The sequence below is a fragment of the Ochrobactrum sp. SFR4 genome, from assembly GCF_019730395.1.
In the GTDB taxonomy this organism is placed as follows: Bacteria; Pseudomonadota; Alphaproteobacteria; order Rhizobiales; family Rhizobiaceae; genus Pseudochrobactrum.
Window position 1 is genome coordinate 18016 of record NZ_JAAPBB010000018.1, and the last position, 18998, is coordinate 37013.

Genomic DNA, 18998 nt, shown 5'->3' on the forward strand with positions numbered 1-18998 from the left:
CCCGTTCCGGATGGCATAAAGAAAATCACAGAGCGCTCATGATGTGCGGAACACATCATAAGCCTCATAAAGTCATCAGTTCTTGACGGCGTTTTTCACAACGATCTGCCCGCCCGGAATGACGCTGACATGATCAATACCTTTACGCAGGGCATAGATATCTTTGGTTGTGTAGAGCAACACATGCGGTGCCTGATCGATGATCTCTTTTTGCGCTTCATTATAGAGCTTGCTGCGCTCGCCTTCATCCTGCACGTCAATGGCATCATCCAGCAATTTGTCGAGCTTGGCATCGCTGAAGAACCCGAGATTGGCACCGGCCGGTGCCGCACTTGCGGAATAATAGAGCGGACGTAATTGCTGGTCATTGCCGTTCATCAGTGTTGACCATGAGGCAATCACAGAGCCAATACCGTCAGCTTCTTTGCCTGCAGCATCAGCAAAGGCGGCCTTGCTCCACACGCCGCTTTCCATACGGCGCACATCAAGTTTAACGCCGATCTTCGCCCACATCGCCTGTAACAGCTCACCGATACGGGCTTCCGGTTCCTGAACGGCGGTCGACATGCTGAAACCATCCGGATAACCGGCTTCAGCCAGCAATTTCTTCGCGCGGTCGATGTCAAAAGCTGCCGCTGGCAGGGACTTGTCGTAATTGGCAAAAACCGGCGGCAATGGTGAGTTTGCCGGTGTTGCATAGCCCTGCATAATCGCCCGCACCAAGCCGTCACGATCTGTTGCAAGGTTCAGTGCCTGACGCACACGAACATCATCCAGCGGCTTCATCTTGGTATTCAGCGATACCCAGAAAACGGCTGCACCGTCAGAGCTTTCAACTTTAATCTCGTCGCTGCTGCCAAGCTGTGCAGCAAAAACCGGCGGCAGAGGGCTGACAATATCCGCATCACCGGTCTGAACAGCCATGCTCATGACCGACGGTTCGGATGTCCATGTCCATTTGATCTGATCAACAGTATCGGTTTTACCACCCCAATAATCCGGGTTCTTTTCCTGCAGCACATATTCGCCGGATTTATATTCAGCAAAGCGATATGGCCCTGTTCCAACCGCTTTGGCACCAATTGTACCGGCCTCATCAGCCGTTGGACTAACCATCCAGCAGGAGGCGGTTGTCAGCAATGACAGGAATGCGGGATAGCGTTTTTTAAGCGTGATTTTGACAGTGTTGTCATCAACAGCTTCAACTTTATCGAGAATAAGACGCAGGCGGCCGCTGGCTGCAAGGCCGCGTTTGGTGTCGAGATGACGGGAGAAATTCTTCACTACAGCATCAGCATTAAAAGCCGTGCCGTCATGAAATTTAACGCCTTCGCGCAGTTTAAATGTCCAGATCAGACCTGTTTCATCACCTGACCATTCGGTGGCAAGCGACGGTGCATATGGCTCAGTATCACTGCGGCGCAACAGGCCTTCATAAATAGGATCAAGTACCGCTGCGGTATAGGTCGCGGTCTGATCACCCGGATCCATCGAGCGCGGCGCTTCGGTCTGCATCACGGTCAGTGTCGCTGCATAGCTCTGAAATGACAGCAAAGATGCGCTTGCGAGCAGCACACCGGCCATAACAAACTTACGGGCACCCACAGCACTTTGGTGCAGGTTCTGGAATGTTCGCCCCATCATCATGCGTAACCCCTTATTACTTATTTAACACGCTAATGTTTTTTAATTGGATCGAATTTGCACTAATTCCCTATTGATTAGTTCATTAATTGAACTTAGTGTCAAGCAAGAAGTCTTTCCTCTTGCTATGTTGAACCAATGTTTTCTTCGTCCCAACGTCAGATACTCCGAGCCATCAGCGAATCCGGCCCTCTCAGCCGCAGCGCACTGATGTCTATACTCGGCGTCAGCAAGGGAGCGATGAGCGGCTTGGTGCGTGATTTGATTGATCGCGGCATTCTGCAGGAAACTGTACCGGTTTACGGCTCCGGCCGACCGTCGCTGCTGCTGGATATTCACCCGAATTGCGCCTTAACGCTGGGTGTATCGCTGATGCAGGATCCAGCGCCCGTAGTACTGACCGATCTTGGCGGCACAATTATTGCACAGGCAACCATTCCCCTGTCGCGCGATCCTGCAACCATTGCCACCAGCATTACTGAGGCTGTAGCGCAATTGCTTACCGCTAACCCTGAAGCAAAAGAGCGACTGGCAGGAATCGGCATTGCGCTTTCCGGTTTTGTTGACGAAACGCAAAGTCATTGCATTCAGTCCACATTGCTCGGCTGGCAAAATGTTCCTCTAGCGGAAATGGTTGCGGCTCATGTTGAAGTGCCGGTTTATATCGAGAATGATGCCAAGGCCGTTGCTGTCAGTGAGAAGCTGTTTGGCGAAACCCGTGAGATTACCAATTTCAGTCTGGTGTCGTTTGGCGATGGTATCGGCTGCGCGCATTTTATCGACGGTCAGCTTTATCGCGGTAATCACGGTGGTGCCGGTGAGATTGCCCATCTGACGATTGAACCCGGTGGTTTGCCATGCCGTTGCGGGAAGCGCGGTTGTCTGGACACTGTGTCATCCATGCATGCAATTCGTGAAGCGGCTCGTGCGGAAGGCATGGTCTGCGAGCAACTTGATGACATTGAAGTGCAGGCGGCGACCGGCAATAGCACGGCCATACGTATTCTGCATCGCGCCGGTTCCGCTTTGGGTTTAGCAATCGCACATATCATTCAGCTGAATGATCCGGGGCAGATTCTTGTAACCCATGATGAACATGCTTTTGACGGACTGTTCGGCACTGTGATGCGTCAAGCCATTGAAGCCAATGTGCTGCCGCAACAGGCGGTGCAAACCAATATCCGCACTTTGCGCGTTGATCATAATGTCTGGGCACGCGGTGCCGCAGCCATTGCCGCTCATCGTTTTCTTGTTAATCCCGCAGGGCCCTATTGACCCGCGCCAACCCGATCTGATTGAGGTTATTCATGCGTATTGCCGTAGGCGGAATTCATACTGAATGCAGCACTTATAATCCTGTGCTCGCGCAAGAGAAGGATTTTGATGTATTGCGCGGCGATGCCTTGCTTGAAGCACCGCGTTTTGCATTTCTCAAAGATTATGATGCGGAATTTGCACCAACCTTACATGCCCGTGCCATCCCTGGCGGGCCGGTTTCCCGTGCAGCCTATGAGGCCTTTAAAGCAGAGTTTTCCGAACGCTTGAAAGCAGCACTGCCGATTGACGGTCTGTATCTGGCCATGCATGGCGCCATGTTTGTTGAAGGCATGGAAGATGCCGAAGGTGACTGGATCAGCAATGCCCGTATGATTGTCGGTGATGATTGCCCGATCTCTGCCAGCTATGATCTGCACGGCAATGTCAGCCAGCGGATTATTGATGCGCTGAATATGTTTTCCACCTATCGCACAGCACCGCATATTGATGTTGAAGAAACCATGCGCCGCTCGGTCACAATGCTGGTGAAAAGCCTTAAAACAGGCGTGCAGCCTAGTCTGATCTGGGCACCGGTGCCGGTTGTGTTGCCGGGGGAGCGAACTTCAACGGAAGATGAACCAGCCAAAGGTCTTTATGCACGCCTGCCGGACATTGATGCAATCGATGGCATCTGGGATGCATCCTTGATGGTGGGCTATGTCTGGGCGGATGAACCACGCGCCACCGCTGCTGCAATTTTCACCGGCACAGATCGCTCAGTTCTTGAACGCGAAGCTAAAAAGCTGGCACAGGCTTATTGGGATGCCCGTGAAGATTTTGTCTTCGGTTGCGAAACCGGCACGATTGCTGATTGTGTCAGCCGTGCAATTGCCAGCACAACAGCACCTGTTATTCTCGCAGAATCCGGCGACAACCCGACCGGCGGCGGCGTTGGTGACCGCGCGGATGTTCTGGCTGAACTGATCAGTCAGCAGGCGCAAGGCGTGATTTTTGCCGGTATTACCGATGCTCCCGCACTGGAAAAATGTTTTGAGGCAGGTGAAGGCACAAGCTTTGAGCAAACCATTGGCGCGACACTGGACACAGCAGGCAGCCAGCCGGTTATAGTAGAAGGCACTATTATCCGTCTGCAAGATGCCGATAAACCGGCGGATCGTCAGGCAGTGATACGCACCGGCGGCATTGATCTGGTTTTATGTGCCAAACGCCGCCCGTATCATAATATTGCAGATTTTACCCTGCTTGGCCTTGATCCTGCGCAGGCGAAAATCGTTGTGGTTAAATCCGGTTATTTGTCTCCGGAACTGGCACCGATTGCCAATCCTAACCTGATGGCCTTGTCACAAGGTGTAGTTGACCAGTTTGTTGAACGCTTGCCGCGCTTGCGTAAAGCACATCCGACATTTCCGTTTGATCGTGATTTCACTTTCGAGCCTGTTGCCATCGGATCAGCCCGCAATCCTGCAGCCACTTAACACCAGCTAACAAAGCGCTTCTGCATAAGAGGAAACAGCAGCGCTTTGTATAATAGCCCAAATTAGATCCGCTTGAGGAGGCGCCGGTCATGTCCCTGCCAGATCAGAAGCAAGTCACATCGCCGGTTCTGTCCGTCCGCAACCTGACAACAGCCTTTAATAATGGCGGTCTTTGGAATCCGGTTGTCAAAGGCGTTTCTTTTGATGTCAATGCCGGTGAAACAGTTGCCATTGTCGGTGAATCCGGCTCCGGTAAAAGCGTCACCTCACTGTCAATCATGGGGCTTCTGGATAGCAAAACCGCACGTATTTCCGGTGAGATATTCCTCAACAGGCAAAATCTTTTGTCTCTTAAAGAACATCAGATGCGTAATCTGCGCGGACGTGAAATGGCAATGATCTTTCAGGAGCCGATGACTTCTCTCAATCCGGTTTTTACTATTGGTCGCCAGATTGCCGAGGCTTTGACCTGTCATGGCAATATTGATGCGAGAGCCGCAAAAGCCGAGACACTGCGCCTGCTGGATAAAGTGCGTATTCCCAATGCAGCGTCGCGCTTTTCCGATTATCCGCATCAGTTTTCCGGCGGCATGCGTCAGCGCGTGATGATTGCTATGGCGCTTGCCAGCCGTCCGAAACTGCTGATTGCCGATGAGCCGACAACAGCGCTTGATGTGACCATTCAGGCGCAAATTCTTGACCTTATTAAAACCCTGCAAGAGGAAGAAGGAACTTCTGTCCTCTTCATTACGCATGATATGGGCGTGGTTGCAGAAACCGCTGACCGCACCGTCGTCATGTATCGCGGAGAAATGGTTGAGAATGGCGCAACCGCCGATCTGTTCCGGCATGCTGCTCATCCCTACACACGCGCCTTGCTTTCGGCTGTGCCGCATCTGGGTTCAATGAACGGTATTGCGGAACCTTTGCCTTTCCCTGTCATTGATATGGCCACCGGCGAAAAACACGAGCCGGTGCCGGTTAGCAGACAAGTGGATATGCAAAAACCACTTCTGGATATCCGCAATCTCACCACGCGTTATCATGTGACCGGCGGATTGCTGGGCAAAGCAACCGGTGCGGTGCATGCGGTTGAAAATGTTTCCTTCCAGCTTTTTCCGGGCGAAACACTGGCTTTAGTGGGGGAATCCGGTTGCGGGAAGTCTTCAATTGGCCGCACAATCATGCGGCTTGCCAATGCAACTTCCGGCGAAATCCTGCTCAAGGATGAAGACCTTTTGAATCTGAATGCTGAGAAACTGCGACTGGCGCGCCGCAATGTGCAGATGATTTTTCAGGATCCGTTTGCGTCTCTCAATCCGCGTATGAGTGTCGGTAATGCGATTGCAGAACCTCTTATTCAGCACGGGTTACTCAGTAAATCCGCAGCTCAGGAGAAAGCAGCGGCACTGCTGGAACGTGTCGGCCTTTCCACTGATATTATGAAGCGCTATCCGCATGAGTTTTCCGGAGGTCAGCGTCAGCGTATTGCCATTGCCCGCGCCCTGGCACTTGATCCGAAAGTCATTGTTGCTGACGAGGCTGTCTCTGCGCTTGACGTTTCAATCAAAGCACAGGTCTGTAATCTGATGATGGATTTGCAGGAAAGCCTTGGTCTGTCTTATCTGTTTATCAGTCATGATATGGCCGTGGTTGAGCGCGTCAGCCATCGTGTGGCTGTGATGTATCTGGGTGAGATTGTTGAAATCGGTCCGCGATCAGCCGTCTTTGAAAACCCGCAGCATCCCTATACCCGCAAGTTGATGGCGGCAGTGCCAGTGCTTGATCCGGCCAGACGTCATATGAAGCGTCAGTTACAAACGGAAGAATTACGAAGCCCTATCCGCCCTGTCGGATATGCAGTGCCTGAGCGCCAATATTCAGAAATTACAACCGGCCATTTTGTAATGCAGGCACAGTAAATTATGCGTCATAACACTATTTAACCTATCCCAATGCAAGACCGGTTTGCCTTGAGGGTTTCAGGTGTTTGTGCTATGTATAGGCCTGTATCTGTCGAGTTCTATCGTCCAAGCGATGTGATCTTGCCTCCCTATGACAAGCATATACAGGGCTGGTCATTCTATAATGAAATCCGTGGCGGCTATGATTTCCATCGCTACACTCTGTCACTTGTGCCGCGCGGGCGTACCAATGACGCAGAAGAATGGGCGGGATATGCGCGGATTTTGCTGCGTGAAGCGGCCAAACAACTGCACCATTTTGGCAATCATTTGATGCGGGATTTGTTCAAATACACATCCCTTGTTTCTGCCGAAGATTTGAAAAGCCATTCTCAATGGCACTCTGGCTGAATCGCTGTTCGCCGGCTCCAATGAGGCGTCCAAAGCCCTCGCCTTCGCACGGTTCGTTTTGTCGGATAAACTCACCGAACAATTCATGACCTTGAACTTCTGCTTGGCTGTCTTATGCCGCCGGAGAGTTTCTTTTGTTTACGTTCCAGATCAGCGTCAGAAAATCGGATGCGGAGCGCGCTTTCCATCGCCGTGTGTGAAGAGGCAAACTCGAGTGCCGCGATACCTTTTTCAGTCATAGCGACGATACAATCACTGAGTAAGCTCTTTCCCCACGCAAAGCGAATAATCTCCCTCATCACCTTACCTTCCCAATCTATTGTATATCGAAGATAGGCTTACGTTTGGCACAACGCGCTCCGATCCTTGCGTTCAAACTAAATATATCTGAAACTGGACGTTTCGTCCGGAAGAGGTAAATATGAATTGCTAATTTTATTAATAATATCAATATATTAACTCAATAATATATTTCATTAATCTATGATTCCTAATTAATAAAACTGCAAAAGCTCTTGAAACAAGCTCATAACAGACAAGCAGTTATAAACGACAGGTTCAAATCTCATTATACCCTGTGTGGTAACCACGCTGCTTTCTTTACAGCGAAGGATTTGAAGCAAAATCTGCACAGGACGTTATTTAAAAATCAAAAACTAAAACGCCGTTTTTAGAATCCAGAAGAGGGCCAACAAATTGCTTGAAGCTTTCATGTGCCGGCTCAAAAAAACGGGAATTAGTCACGACCGGCGTGCCGACATAATAATTTCTATCGCCTTCTGACTGAAATGTAACGATAAATGCCTGTTGATAGCCGCCATCGACACCTTCGCCGCTATTCTGTACGCCCTCTTCAATACGAACAATATATGGTTTTCCGTTTCTGCGGGCCTGTGTTTTTAAGGCTAAAAAACGTTGGCGGACTTCCGATACTTGCTTGGGCAGGATGCCCTGTTTGTAGCGGAATAATACAATATGATGAATGGTTCCTGATTTATAATTAGCCGATGTGAATGCAGCAGTTCCTACTTTTTTCTGTTGGGCATCAAGTATCTCGCGAGCGGTTGCCGCATGTGATACGGATAATGCTTGCAAGAAAAGCACAGCCGCCAAGCCAAAAGACGTTAAAATTTTAAACATATTGGATTCTCTCAAACTGACCGGCAGAAAATAAAACGCTTTTTGTTAAAGTGATTAATGCTCAGGGGACGTTAAAACGATTGAAGATGTAACTTTTTCAAAGGTAAGCATTGGCCGGATCGCAGAAAGCAGTTTAGCCAAACGAGGCTTTTTCGCATGGGCGGCTGCCGCGTTCTGATTAGCATATAGCTCCGTCACCATTATGTGATTACGAACCAATGAACCATCTTTAGACGCAGGTTTGAGCACCTCAAAACGCAGACATCCGGGCTCTTCTTTGATAGTTAGTGTCGCGTGTTTTTTTAGCATGTTTAATACCTTGTCTTCTTTTCCTTCGACCACGACATATTCCACAATAATAGCAATGCGATTATTTTTGGCGGTGGCTGATTTTGCAGCAAAAACAGACATAAATACTATAAATGACGCGATAATAATTTTTATTGTTAACTGCATAAAATCCTCTTTTATAAACAATTACGTCTAATAAAAATTATAATTCATTGTTTTTATTTTAAATAATAAATACTATTTTAAAGATTATTTAAAGTACAACTACAGGCTCGCTATTTTATATTATAATTCATCCTCCCTATAATGAGTTAGGAAGGCGGATTGTGTTGGCATAATCTCGCCTGTAATTCTCAGCACGTTCATACAGCGCCTGATGAATAATGATGATCCTGCGATGATCTCAACCGGAAACGATGGTGGTGACAAAGCACGGTACGAACTTCGCTCATTCCGCATTATCGCCTCTGGAATTTACGCTAAAATCAGGGTGCGCTGCCATATGTTCAGCGCATCTCAGGCCTGTTGCGGCATAAGTTCTGCTACAACACCGGCGATGATGGATGAGAGTTTTTCCATCAGATCACCGGAATTACTTGATCTGCGCCAGTAAAGACCAATATTTCTCTGAAAGCCGTCGGCCTCGAGAGGTAAAAAAGCGATGTGGTTTTGCGCAGTTGCTCCGATACACGCCAATTGCGGCAATAAGGTAAGCCCCATACCCGCAACAACCATCTGACGTAAAGTTTCGAGGCTGGTACCGCGAAAACCGTCATATTCATGTGCGCCATAGCGTCTGCACAATGTAAGCGCCTGATCGCGCAGACAATGCCCCTCTTCCAGCAGCATCAGACGCTGGCCGGAAAGCGCATCTGCCGATAAGCGGTCTTGTCCCGCCAGAGCATGACCGGAAGGTACAGCCAGATGAAAAGGCTCACTGAATAATTTGCGTCCGGTCACATGCGGGTCTTCAACAGGCAATGCCAGCAATGCGGCATCAATCTGCCCGTCGATCAGTCGCTGCAATAAAACGGTGCTTTTTTCTTCCGTCAGTAAAATTTCCATCGATGGAAAATGACGCATAAACTGCGGTACGATATGCGGCAGAAGATAAGGGCCGAGTGTCGGAAAAACACCAAGATGCAAGCGTCGTGTACCGTCAGCACAATGCCCCGCAGCTTCATCACGCAATTGCGTCACTTCATGAAGAATTATTCGTGCGCGTCTCACTGCCGCTTCACCGGCTTGCGTCAGAATAAGTCCGCGCGATGAGCGTTCAAATAATATAACGCCCAGCTCTTCTTCAAGCTTGCGGATCTGCGCAGAAAGGGTCGGCTGGCTGGCATTGCAGACTTCCGCCGCGCGATGAAAGTTGCGCTGCTCAGCCAGCGCAACCAGATATTCGAGCTCGCGGAGATTCATGCGAGACCGCGCATTAAGCCGCCTGCTCCTCGGCAGGCAACCGGATCAGATAATCGAAGGCTGCAAGTGATGCCCTTGCCCCCTCACCCATCGCAATCACAATCTGTTTGTAAGGCGCAGTTGTACAATCCCCTGCCGCGAATACACCCGGAACCGAGGTTGCACCGTATAGATCCGTGATGATTTCACCGCGCGCATTCAGCGAGACGGTATCCTTCAGCCACTCAGTATTTGGCATAAGACCGATCTGCACAAAAATACCTTCCAGTGTCAGTGAGCGGGTTTCGCCGCTGATCCGGTCTTCATAGGTCAGGCCGGTAACACGCTTACCGTCACCGGTCACTTCTGTGGTCTTGGCAGATGTAAGAACAGTCACATTCGGCAAGCTTTTCAGCTTGCGTTGCAGCACTTCATCAGCACGAAGAACCTTGTCAAATTCGATGAGCGTTACATGGCTGACCAGACCCGCCAGATCAATCGCGGCTTCCACGCCTGAATTTCCGCCACCGATCACGGCGACGCGCTTGCCTTTAAACAACGGACCATCGCAATGCGGGCAGAAAGCAACACCCTTATTGATATACTGCTCCTCACCCGGCACACCCATTTTGCGCCAGCGTGCGCCGGTCGACAAAACAACAGAAGTACTGGTGAGAGATGCGCCCGAAGCCAGTGTCACCTTAAAGCCTTCGGAAATCCGCTCCAGCTTAACAGCCTGCTGGCCATTGATAATCTCGGCATCATAGTCACGCACATGCGCTTCCATAGCGCGGGCAAGTTTTGGCCCTTCTGTATGGGTAACAGAAATAAAATTCTCAATCGACATCGTATCCAGCACCTGACCGCCAAAACGATCAGCAACAACACCGGTACGGATACCTTTGCGCGCGGCATAAACCGCTGCCGCTGCACCGGCTGGACCACCACCTACGACGAGTACATCGAAAGGTGCCTGTGCATTAATCGCTTCGGCAGCACGTTCACCTGCGCCGGTGTCGATCTTCGCCAGAATTTCCTCGGCACCCATACGTCCGGAACCAAATACCTCACCATTCAGGAATACGGAAGGTACCGACATAACCTGACGCTCAGCAACTTCATCCTGAAACAGCGCGCCGTCGATAGCTACATGTTCAATACCCGGATTAAGCACGGCCATCAGGTTCAGCGCCTGCACAACATCAGGGCAGTTCTGGCAGGAAAGAGAATAATAAGTTTCGAAACGGAAATTACCCTTGATGCCACGAATTTGGTCGATCAGTGCCTGCTCGACCTTTGGCGGATAACCACCGGCCTGCAAAAGAGCCAGCACCAGAGAAGTAAATTCATGACCAAGCGGAAGGCCCGCAAAAACCAGATGAATGTCTTCACCCGGTGAGGTCAGTGCGAAAGACGGCACACGTGCACCGGCCACATCGCCGCGCTTAATCGTAATCTTGTCTGACTGTTCGCGGATTTGTTCAAGAAGTTGCAGCAGCTCATGCGATTTGGCATCATCTCCGGCATAGGCGATGATTTCAACCGGCCGCACCAGACGTTCCAGATAGCCCTTCAGCTGGGTTTTCAAGTTCGTATCGAGCATACTGAGTTCCTCTTGCTAAACTATCACAGATAATCGGGCAGCTGCGGGAAACAGCTGCCCGTTTTATTATTTACGGCGCGTCAGATTTTGCCGACGAGGTCGAGCGAAGGAGCAAGGGTCGCTTCACCTTCCTGCCATTTTGCAGGGCAAACTTCACCCGGATGCGAACGCACATACTGAGCGGCTTTGATCTTGCGCACGAGATCAGAAGCATCACGGCCAATGCCTTCAGCAGTGATTTCCATGGCCTGAATAATACCATCCGGATCAACGATGAAAGTCGCGCGGTCTGCAAGACCCTGACCTTCGCGCATAACGCCGAAATTGTTGGTTACAACACCGCTCGGATCGCCGAGCATGGTGTAGTTGATCTTGCCGATTGTGTCGGATGAATCATGCCAGGCTTTGTGTGTGAAATGCGTATCGGTGGAAACCGAATAAACCTCAACACCCATTTTCTGCAGTTCTTCATAATGATCTGCAACGTCACCCAGTTCGGTCGGGCATACGAATGTAAAGTCAGCCGGATAGAAGAAAAAGACGGCCCATTTGCCCAATACATCTTCTTCAGTCACGGAGATGAATTTACCCTGACGGTAAGCCTGCGCGATAAAAGGTTTGATCTGTGTGTTTACGGTTGCCATTGTGCACTCCTGTCAGAATATTGTCTGGGCTCCGTATAGAGGCTAAAGCGCAATTTATAAAGTCAATTAATCATATAAAATTGATAGACATTAACTATCAGCACATAAAAATTCTATAAATATAATTAAAACAATAAGTTAGAAAGAAATTTCGCCGGCTTTCTAATAGTCATCATTTTTGCATAGCAGCTATGCAATTTCTTCAATGCGCTGGATTCTGTGGAAATCTCTGCTCTCACAGCAATGAACTGAGCTACGCATTACGCCTAGTCTCAGTCAGGCTTCTTTTAAAAAAACACCGACATTCCTGTCTGGCAAATGGACTTTGACTTTAATTGCCAAGATTAATTAGAATATGCGCATTCTAAAGTCCCAGTGATAAGATTTACGGTATGAATTCAAAACCAATCCAGTTTGATATGTTTGACGCGAAAACCAGCCATCCGGTTGATGTGCCACCTGTTGTCGTTAATCGTAAGTCTATACCGGCAAATGAAGAGGCCCTAGCGCAGCAGCTGGAAGAAACGGGACGTTTTCGCATTCTCCGTAAACTGACACCGCGCCCGGTTATCAAGAGGGAAGACAGCCCGTTTGAGCGGCTTGCAATTCTCATTGACACAGAAACCACCGGACTGAACCATACGACTGATCAGATTATCGAGGTCGGTGCTGTTGCTTTTACCTATAATGATGACGGTGCTTTTGGCGATGTGGTTGGCATATTCAACGGAATGCAGCAACCAACAATGCCAATTCCGGCAGAGATTACCCGCCTGACAGGCATCACTGATGAAATGGTGCTGGGACAGATACTTGATCTCCGATCACTGGAGGCGATGATCGAACCTGCTGATCTCATCATTGCCCATAATGCCGGATTTGACAGACCGTTCTGCGAAAAGCTTTCCCCATTATTCGCGTCCAAAGCATGGGCATGTTCCGTTGCGGAAGTACAATGGGCGGGATTTGGTTTTGAAGGCAGCAAACTGGGTTACCTGGTTGGCCAAAGCGGATTATTTCACAACGGCCACCGTGCAACCGATGATTGTCACGCATTGCTGGAAGTATTGATCCGGCCGGTCGGGGCGGAAGCAACTGTTCCTTTTACTGAGTTGCTCAAATCCAGCCGCAAAGCCCGGGTCAGAATTTATGCGGAAAACAGTCCCTTTGACATGAAAGATCATCTGAAAAAACGGGGCTACAGGTGGTCTGACGGCAATGACGGCCGCCCCAAAGCGTGGTGGGTTGAAGTTGACGAAGACAATTATGCCGACGAGTTGCACTATCTCCAAACGGAAATCTACCGCTGGAAAGATGCTGAACCACTGTCAATAAGACTGACAGCACAGGATCGTTTTAAAAGCCGTTAATCACCCTCTTTCCTGTTGTTCCGGCTCGATATTTAACTGCATGCCGCTATAATAGCGGCATGCAAATATATTATTGTAACGTAAACGCATATATTTCGGCACCATGAAAATACTCCTGATTAAATAATAACCTATTTAAAATAGTAAATTAATTATATTTAATATCTGAAAATCTAAAATATTAGATAAATACTTATAATATAAATTAAATTACAATATATAAATATTTATTAAAAGATTTGAATAACTTTTCACATCTAAATTTATATTATAATCAAACTCAAAGTATAATTTTATTTTGAGGACTAACCATGAATGCGCAGATTCAACTCAAATCTTTACAGTATGGGCGTGGTTTGGCTGCGATGGCTGTTGTTGCGTTCCACCTTTCTTTGCTGCTCGGCAGTCCCCGCTATCTTAATGATGCGGTTTTTTTAAACTTTATGCATCGCGGAAAATTAGGTGTCGACTTCTTCTTTGTACTTTCAGGTTTTATTATTGTTTTTGCACATCACAAAGATATCAATCAGCCGGAGCGTGTCTCTGACTATCTGCTGAAACGCTTCACGCGTCTTTTTCCTGTCTATTGGCTTTATACAGCGATCTTCTGTGGTTTAGTGGCGTTAGGATTTGGCAGCGCGAGCATTGTGCCGGAAAGTTTCAGCAACTGGATATCGACAATATTTTTAATTCGTCTCGATAGTTTCGAACTACCGATCACACCGGCATGGACGCTTATTCACGAACTTGCATTTTACCTGATTTTTGCAACGCTTATTCTAAACAGAACATTTGGTATAATTATCCTGGCTGCATGGCTGATGACCGGTGGCATAGTTTTTCAATATACCGAAGAAGGCTCAAGATCGGCTTTAACCACTTATTTTTCACCGTTAAATTTTAACTTCCTTATTGGAATGGCAGCCTTTTATGCCTTTCATCGTTTGACAAACATCAATCTCAAGCCGGCTTTTCTGTCCGGTTTAGTCCTGTTTATTTTCGTCTATATTCTGGAAAATCACGGTATCAGCTATCAGCACCTCCAGATCATTTATGCTGTCAGCTTCGGCCTGCTCATTCTGGGGGCGGTGTCTTATGAAAAAAACGGGCTCCGGACTACGAGATTTAAAATTCTCAGCCTGATCGGTGATGCTTCCTACACGATTTATCTGACGCATCTGGCATTTCTCGGCCTGTTCTCTAAAGTGATGATTAAAATATCTGCATATGTTTCGTTCAGTCCGCATTTTATTTACCTCGCGGTCTTCAGCGCAACGATTATTGCCGGATGTTTGCTATATTGGTTCTTAGAGCGGCCGCTCTTACAATATTGCAGAACATTAATGAACAGCAGAAAACAGAGCCGTATACTCATCAAAGCTGTTTAACAGCCGGATTCTCCGGCGCTAATATCAGCTCTTTTAGCACAGTGGTGAACGGCTCGCATTTCTGGTACAACAGACATCCTGATCCTTGATCACAGCTGTGCTGGAATACAGGCCTGTCCACCTTATCTCCCGGTATCTGAGAAGATTTTAAAACAAGACCATCAACAATAGGAGCTTATTGAAATGCTGCCTGAAATTGTTTCGATGAATGAATGGCAATCCGCACTTGAAGAGCAAATCCGTCGGGAAAAAGCTTTTACCCGCGCGCGCGATCAGCTGAATGCACAACGACGGCACCTGCCGATGGTTAAAATCGACAAGACATACTCCTTCACCGGACCTTCAGGTGATGTGAGTCTGGCAGACCTTTTCGAAGGACGGCGACAGCTGATTGTTTATCACTTTATGTTTGCCCCTGAATGGCGGGCGGGTTGCGACGGTTGCTCATGGGTTGTGGATGCAATGACCCATCCCGCACATCTCAACGCACGGGATACATCGCTCGTTTTAATCTCACGCGCACCGTTAGAAAAACTACAAAACTATCAGAAGCGCATGGGCTGGCAATATCCGAACTGGTACTCATCACAGCATAGCGATTTTAATCAGGATATGGGTGCTACACGAAGTGATCCGGCCACACCGGACAAATTGCAGGAAATACACGGTATCAGTGTTTTTCTGCGGGATGGTGGAAATATCTATCGCACCTATTTTACCGGTGCACGCGGGGTCGAATATCTCGGCAGCCTTTGGACCTATCTGGACCTGACTCCTTATGGTCGTCAGGAGTTTTGGGAAGATTCACCAGCCGGATGGCCGCAGACTGAGCCATATGTCTGGAACCGGCGCCACGACGAATATGAGCGCTAAACTGCTCTAAACTGCATTCTCACCGGCTGGCAGATTTTACCAGTCTCTCTCTGAACAAATATGTTCGGGGAGAGACCCGTTTTTGCACTACAAATTAAACGCCGAGATATCTGTCCTGAATATCGGCCGTCATTTCACCGGATATGCCTTGCCAGACCGTGCGTCCACGCTCCAGCACAACACAACGATCCGCCACCGGCAGCAATTCCGACAGCGTTTTGTCGACGACCAGAATGGACTGACCGCGCCGTTTCAGTTCGCGCACAGCCTTCCAGATTTCCAGCCGGATCACTGGCGCAAGGCCTTCGGTCGCTTCATCCAGCACGATCAATTCCGGATTGGTCATCAGCGCCCGACCAACCGCCAGCATCTGCTGCTCACCGCCGGATAAAGTATTCGCCTGTTGCTGGCTGCGCTCTTTCAAACGGGGAAATAATTCATTGACAGACTCAATCGTCCACTCCCCTTTGCGGGCAGACGCCAGCAGATTTTCCGTAACCGTCAGATTTGGAAAACAGCGCCTTCCTTCCGGCACCAGCCCCAGCCCCAGCCGAGCAATACGATAGGGTTGCAGTACGGAGATATTGCGCCCCATAAAACTGATCTTGCCCTGACGTAGCGGCGTCAATCCGAAAACCGAACGGATAGTGGTGGTTTTTCCCATACCGTTGCGTCCCATCAGCGCAACGACCTCACCTTTTTCCACATGCAGATCAATTCCGAAAAGTGCCTGTGAAGCGCCGTAAAATGTCTCTACCTGATTGAGTTCCAGCAACATCAGACCGCCTCCCCGAGATAGGCTTCGCGCACAAGTGCATTGCTGCGGATTTCAGCCACAGTGCCGGTAGCAACCACACGGCCATAAACCAGAACGGAAATCCGGTCGGCCAAAGCAAAAACCGCATCCATATCATGTTCAACCAGCAGTACCGGCACTTCATGGCGTAACTTGTCCAGAAATGCCGTCAGCTGTTTGGAGCCTTCAGGCCCCATTCCGGCCATCGGTTCATCCAGCAGCAGCGCTTTGGAGCGCAGAGCCAATGCAATTGCAATTTCAAGCTGGCGGCGCTCACCATGAGAAAGTTCGGCGCTGGACACCAGCATCCGTGATCCGAGATGAACACGATCCAGAATGGCCGCAGCCTCATCTTTTAAAGCCGCATCCTGCATCACCGGTTTCCAGAAGCGGAAACTGGAACCCTGACATGCCTGCAAAGCCAGCATGACATTTCGCAAGGCGGAAAATTCCGGCATCAGCGAGGACACCTGAAATGTCCGCCCCAGCCCCAACTGCGCACGCTGTGTCACGCCAAGCAAGCCGATATCCTGCCCGTCAAAACGGATTGTGCCACTGTCATGCTTAATCGTACCGGCAATTTGACCAATCAGAGTGGATTTTCCGGCTCCGTTCGGCCCGATCAGCGCATGGATTTCCCCTTTGCGTAAATCCAGACTGACATCATCGGTCGCTTTCAGCCCGCCAAAGCTTTTACGCAGGTTTTTAATGTCCAGAACAGTCTCAGCCATAACGGATTTTCCCTGCAACAAGCCCAATAATGCCGCCACGCGCAAACATCACAACACCAAGTAGGATCAGTCCGAAGAAGAGCTGCCAATGCTCAACCATCCCGCCAAGTGCGAATTCAAACAATACATAAAGCACTGCGCCAATCAGAGGGCCAAACAAACGGCCTGTACCGCCAAGAATAATCAGCACAATCAGTTCACCCGACATATGCCATGACAACATGGACGGGCTGACAAATCGGTTGAGGTCAACAAATAAAGCACCGGCAAGTGCCGTAATCATCGCTGACAATACAAAGGCGACCAGCCTGATACGCAACGGACCAATACCAACGGAAGCCAGCCGCAATTCATTCTGCCGCGCACCCTCCAAAGCTGCACCGAAACGGGAATTACGGATACGTGAAAACAGAAACAGTACTACCATCAAAACGCCGTAAGCGATCAGGAAAAAGCTCAGCGGTTTGAGCGTATTCACGCCGGGAAAATTATTGCGCAATGCGAGCGACAAACCGTCCTCACCGCCATAGGCCGGCCATGAAATCGCGAAGTAATAAATCATCTGCGCGAAAGCCAGTGTAATCATAATGAAATACACGCCCGATGTGCGCAGGCTGATAATTCCGATTGGCAGCGCAACAAGACCGGCAACCAGCATAGCAACAGGCCAGATAATCAGCATCTGGTCACTGCCTGAAATCGTCATTGGCCAGTTCATCAGCGCCGACCCGTCAGCAGCATGGCTGGCCAGAATGCCGGTAATATAGCCGCCGATGCCAAAAAATGCAGCATGGCCGAAAGACACCATACCGCCAAGACCAAGCACCAGATTAAGTCCTGTGGCTGCCAGTGCCAGAATGGCAATACGCGTCACCAGTGAGATATAAAATATCTCGCCCATCTGATTGGCAATCAATGCAATGATTGGCAATGCCAGCGCAAAAACCAGACTTATCAATGTTTCGCGTGTCATTGTGCCTGCTCCTGACATGTCTTACCTGCCAGCATTCGAACTGCATCACAGCATGAAAAAAACATTGTGAAATTATCCATTGGCTGCAAACAATCCCTGTGGGCGCACCGTGAGAATGATCGCCATGACAATATAAATCAGCATAGATGCCAGCGCGGTTCCCGCTGTCGCGGCCTGCGACGGCTCCATAAAGACTGCGAACAGTTTGGGCAGCAAAAAGCGCCCCATCGTATCCACCACGCCGACCAGAACTGCTCCGGCCAGCGCGCCTTTAACCGAGCCGATACCACCGATCACAATCACCACAAAAGCGAGGATCAATACCGGCTCGCCCATGCCGACCTGTACGGATTGCAGCGCCCCGACCAGTGCACCTGCAAGGCCTGCAAGTGCCGCACCTAATGCAAAAACAATCGTGTTGAGCTTTGCAATATCAACGCCCAATGCGCCGATCATTTCACGGTCTGCCTCACCGGCGCGGATGCGCATACCAAGACGGGTTTTTGCAATGAGAAAATACAGCCCGACGGCAACAGCTATACCTGCACCGATAATCGCCAGTCGATATAACTGATATTGCGAACCGCCGGGCAGCGTAACAGAACCCTGCAAAAGCGGCGGAATATCCAGATAAAGCGGGAATGAACCAAAGATCCAGCGCGTCGCATCGGAGAAGATCAGAATTAAAGCGAAGGTGGCCAGAACCTGATCGAGGTGACTGCGATTATATAATCTGCGTATCAGCACCATTTCCATGATTGCACCAGCAGCAGCGGCGGCAATCAGGCTGGCGATGAGCCCGAGCCAGAAAGAGCCGGTTGCCGCAGCCACAACGGCGCAGGCAAATGCGCCGACCATAAATAATGAGCCATGCGCAAGATTGATAACACCCATAACCCCGAAGATCAGGGTCAGGCCGGCTGCCATCAAAAACAGCATAACGCCGAATTGCAACCCGTTGAGTAACTGCTCAATTAAAAGTGCAGAAGACAAAACCGCGTCCGATCTGTTGATTGGTTCTCATAAAATATCTTTGAAAAAAGCCACCTATGCCGCCCGAAGACCTGTTATGGCAA

Annotated in this window: 17 protein-coding genes; 7 read left to right on the forward strand and 10 right to left on the reverse strand. The window is 49.5% G+C overall.

Annotated features, from left to right (window positions below; translation table 11 throughout):
* Positions 1-75: 75 nt before the first annotated feature.
* Positions 76-1647 (reverse strand): ABC transporter substrate-binding protein, encoded by a 1572-nt coding sequence (locus HBA93_RS15905; RefSeq protein WP_286201986.1) that lies wholly within the window; start codon positions 1645-1647, stop codon positions 76-78.
* A 135-nt stretch (positions 1648-1782) separates the two neighbouring features.
* On the opposite strand from HBA93_RS15905, the gene HBA93_RS15910 reads away from it, so the two are divergent.
* From HBA93_RS15910 to HBA93_RS15925, 4 genes are all read left to right on the forward strand, one after another.
* Positions 1783-2919, forward strand: a complete 1137-nt coding sequence (locus HBA93_RS15910) for an ROK family transcriptional regulator (RefSeq protein ID WP_122007636.1) — start codon at positions 1783-1785, stop codon at positions 2917-2919.
* Between the two features lie 32 nt (positions 2920-2951).
* A complete protein-coding gene (locus HBA93_RS15915) occupies positions 2952-4397 on the forward strand; it encodes a M81 family metallopeptidase (RefSeq protein WP_221723890.1) in 1446 nt (481 codons plus the stop codon).
* Between the two features lie 89 nt (positions 4398-4486).
* On the forward strand, positions 4487-6319 hold the full coding sequence (locus HBA93_RS15920) for an ABC transporter ATP-binding protein (RefSeq protein ID WP_221723891.1): 1833 nt from the start codon (positions 4487-4489) through the stop codon (positions 6317-6319).
* Between the two features lie 75 nt (positions 6320-6394).
* On the forward strand, positions 6395-6712 hold the full coding sequence (locus HBA93_RS15925; RefSeq protein WP_221723892.1) for a type IV secretion system DNA-binding domain-containing protein: 318 nt from the start codon (positions 6395-6397) through the stop codon (positions 6710-6712).
* 642 nt (positions 6713-7354) lie between these two features.
* Here the strand turns inward: HBA93_RS15925 and HBA93_RS15930 are convergent.
* The 5 genes from HBA93_RS15930 to ahpC form a co-directional block, all read right to left on the reverse strand.
* A complete protein-coding gene (locus HBA93_RS15930; protein WP_221723893.1) occupies positions 7355-7852 on the reverse strand; it encodes a Dabb family protein in 498 nt (165 codons plus the stop codon).
* A 54-nt stretch (positions 7853-7906) separates the two neighbouring features.
* A complete protein-coding gene (locus HBA93_RS15935) occupies positions 7907-8308 on the reverse strand; it encodes a putative quinol monooxygenase (RefSeq protein WP_221723894.1) in 402 nt (133 codons plus the stop codon).
* Between the two features lie 351 nt (positions 8309-8659).
* The gene (locus HBA93_RS15940) at positions 8660-9565 is read right to left on the reverse strand and encodes a LysR substrate-binding domain-containing protein (RefSeq protein WP_221723895.1); all 906 of its coding nucleotides are present in this window, start codon (positions 9563-9565) and stop codon (positions 8660-8662) included.
* Between the two features lie 13 nt (positions 9566-9578).
* Positions 9579-11147: an alkyl hydroperoxide reductase subunit F gene (ahpF, locus tag HBA93_RS15945; protein ID WP_221723896.1), complete on the reverse strand. Its 1569-nt coding sequence runs from the start codon at positions 11145-11147 to the stop codon at positions 9579-9581.
* Between the two features lie 80 nt (positions 11148-11227).
* Positions 11228-11791, reverse strand: coding sequence for an alkyl hydroperoxide reductase subunit C (gene ahpC, locus HBA93_RS15950; protein ID WP_221723897.1), 564 nt, complete (start codon positions 11789-11791; stop codon positions 11228-11230).
* A 392-nt stretch (positions 11792-12183) separates the two neighbouring features.
* Between ahpC and HBA93_RS15955 the strand changes: the two genes are divergently transcribed.
* From HBA93_RS15955 to HBA93_RS15965, 3 genes are all read left to right on the forward strand, one after another.
* Positions 12184-13161: a 3'-5' exonuclease gene (locus HBA93_RS15955; RefSeq protein ID WP_221723898.1), complete on the forward strand. Its 978-nt coding sequence runs from the start codon at positions 12184-12186 to the stop codon at positions 13159-13161.
* Between the two features lie 311 nt (positions 13162-13472).
* Positions 13473-14549 carry an acyltransferase family protein gene (locus HBA93_RS15960; RefSeq protein ID WP_221723899.1) on the forward strand — a complete coding sequence of 359 codons (1077 nt, stop codon included), beginning with the start codon at positions 13473-13475 and terminating at the stop codon, positions 14547-14549.
* A gap of 183 nt (positions 14550-14732) precedes the next feature.
* Entirely contained in the window at positions 14733-15422 is a 690-nt protein-coding gene (locus HBA93_RS15965; RefSeq protein ID WP_221723900.1) for a DUF899 domain-containing protein, read from the forward strand.
* Positions 15423-15516: 94 nt separating this feature from the next.
* Here the strand turns inward: HBA93_RS15965 and HBA93_RS15970 are convergent, their stop codons facing one another.
* The 4 genes from HBA93_RS15970 to HBA93_RS15985 form a co-directional block, all read right to left on the reverse strand.
* Positions 15517-16200: an ABC transporter ATP-binding protein gene (locus HBA93_RS15970; RefSeq protein WP_502910128.1), complete on the reverse strand. Its 684-nt coding sequence runs from the start codon at positions 16198-16200 to the stop codon at positions 15517-15519.
* A complete protein-coding gene (locus HBA93_RS15975; protein ID WP_221723901.1) occupies positions 16200-16949 on the reverse strand; it encodes an ABC transporter ATP-binding protein in 750 nt (249 codons plus the stop codon). The genes HBA93_RS15970 and HBA93_RS15975 overlap by 1 nt, the downstream gene beginning before the upstream one ends.
* A complete protein-coding gene (locus HBA93_RS15980) occupies positions 16942-17922 on the reverse strand; it encodes a branched-chain amino acid ABC transporter permease (RefSeq protein ID WP_221723902.1) in 981 nt (326 codons plus the stop codon). Before HBA93_RS15980 ends, HBA93_RS15975 begins: the two co-directional genes overlap by 8 nt.
* 72 nt (positions 17923-17994) lie before the next feature.
* Positions 17995-18915 (reverse strand): branched-chain amino acid ABC transporter permease, encoded by a 921-nt coding sequence (locus tag HBA93_RS15985; RefSeq protein ID WP_221723903.1) that lies wholly within the window; start codon positions 18913-18915, stop codon positions 17995-17997.
* Positions 18916-18998: the final 83 nt, after the last annotated feature.

What these genes read in the sequence shown, in the direction of transcription:
- HBA93_RS15925 (WP_221723892.1), top strand. Translation starts at nt 6,395, where the DNA reads ATGTATAGGCCTGTATCTGTCGAGTTCTATCGTCCAAGCGATGTGATC.
- HBA93_RS15940 (WP_221723895.1), bottom strand. Translation starts at nt 9,565, where the DNA reads ATGAATCTCCGCGAGCTCGAATATCTGGTTGCGCTGGCTGAGCAGCGC.
- HBA93_RS15970 (WP_502910128.1), bottom strand. Translation starts at nt 16,200, where the DNA reads ATGTTGCTGGAACTCAATCAGGTAGAGACATTTTACGGCGCTTCACAG.
- ahpC (WP_221723897.1), bottom strand. Translation starts at nt 11,791, where the DNA reads ATGGCAACCGTAAACACACAGATCAAACCTTTTATCGCGCAGGCTTAC.
- HBA93_RS15975 (WP_221723901.1), bottom strand. Translation starts at nt 16,949, where the DNA reads ATGGCTGAGACTGTTCTGGACATTAAAAACCTGCGTAAAAGCTTTGGC.
- HBA93_RS15930 (WP_221723893.1), bottom strand. Translation starts at nt 7,852, where the DNA reads ATGTTTAAAATTTTAACGTCTTTTGGCTTGGCGGCTGTGCTTTTCTTG.
- HBA93_RS15960 (WP_221723899.1), top strand. Translation starts at nt 13,473, where the DNA reads ATGAATGCGCAGATTCAACTCAAATCTTTACAGTATGGGCGTGGTTTG.
- HBA93_RS15910 (WP_122007636.1), top strand. Translation starts at nt 1,783, where the DNA reads ATGTTTTCTTCGTCCCAACGTCAGATACTCCGAGCCATCAGCGAATCC.
- HBA93_RS15980 (WP_221723902.1), bottom strand. Translation starts at nt 17,922, where the DNA reads ATGACACGCGAAACATTGATAAGTCTGGTTTTTGCGCTGGCATTGCCA.
- HBA93_RS15915 (WP_221723890.1), top strand. Translation starts at nt 2,952, where the DNA reads ATGCGTATTGCCGTAGGCGGAATTCATACTGAATGCAGCACTTATAAT.
- HBA93_RS15935 (WP_221723894.1), bottom strand. Translation starts at nt 8,308, where the DNA reads ATGCAGTTAACAATAAAAATTATTATCGCGTCATTTATAGTATTTATG.
- HBA93_RS15965 (WP_221723900.1), top strand. Translation starts at nt 14,733, where the DNA reads ATGCTGCCTGAAATTGTTTCGATGAATGAATGGCAATCCGCACTTGAA.
- HBA93_RS15920 (WP_221723891.1), top strand. Translation starts at nt 4,487, where the DNA reads ATGTCCCTGCCAGATCAGAAGCAAGTCACATCGCCGGTTCTGTCCGTC.
- HBA93_RS15905 (WP_286201986.1), bottom strand. Translation starts at nt 1,647, where the DNA reads ATGATGATGGGGCGAACATTCCAGAACCTGCACCAAAGTGCTGTGGGT.
- ahpF (WP_221723896.1), bottom strand. Translation starts at nt 11,147, where the DNA reads ATGCTCGATACGAACTTGAAAACCCAGCTGAAGGGCTATCTGGAACGT.
- HBA93_RS15955 (WP_221723898.1), top strand. Translation starts at nt 12,184, where the DNA reads ATGAATTCAAAACCAATCCAGTTTGATATGTTTGACGCGAAAACCAGC.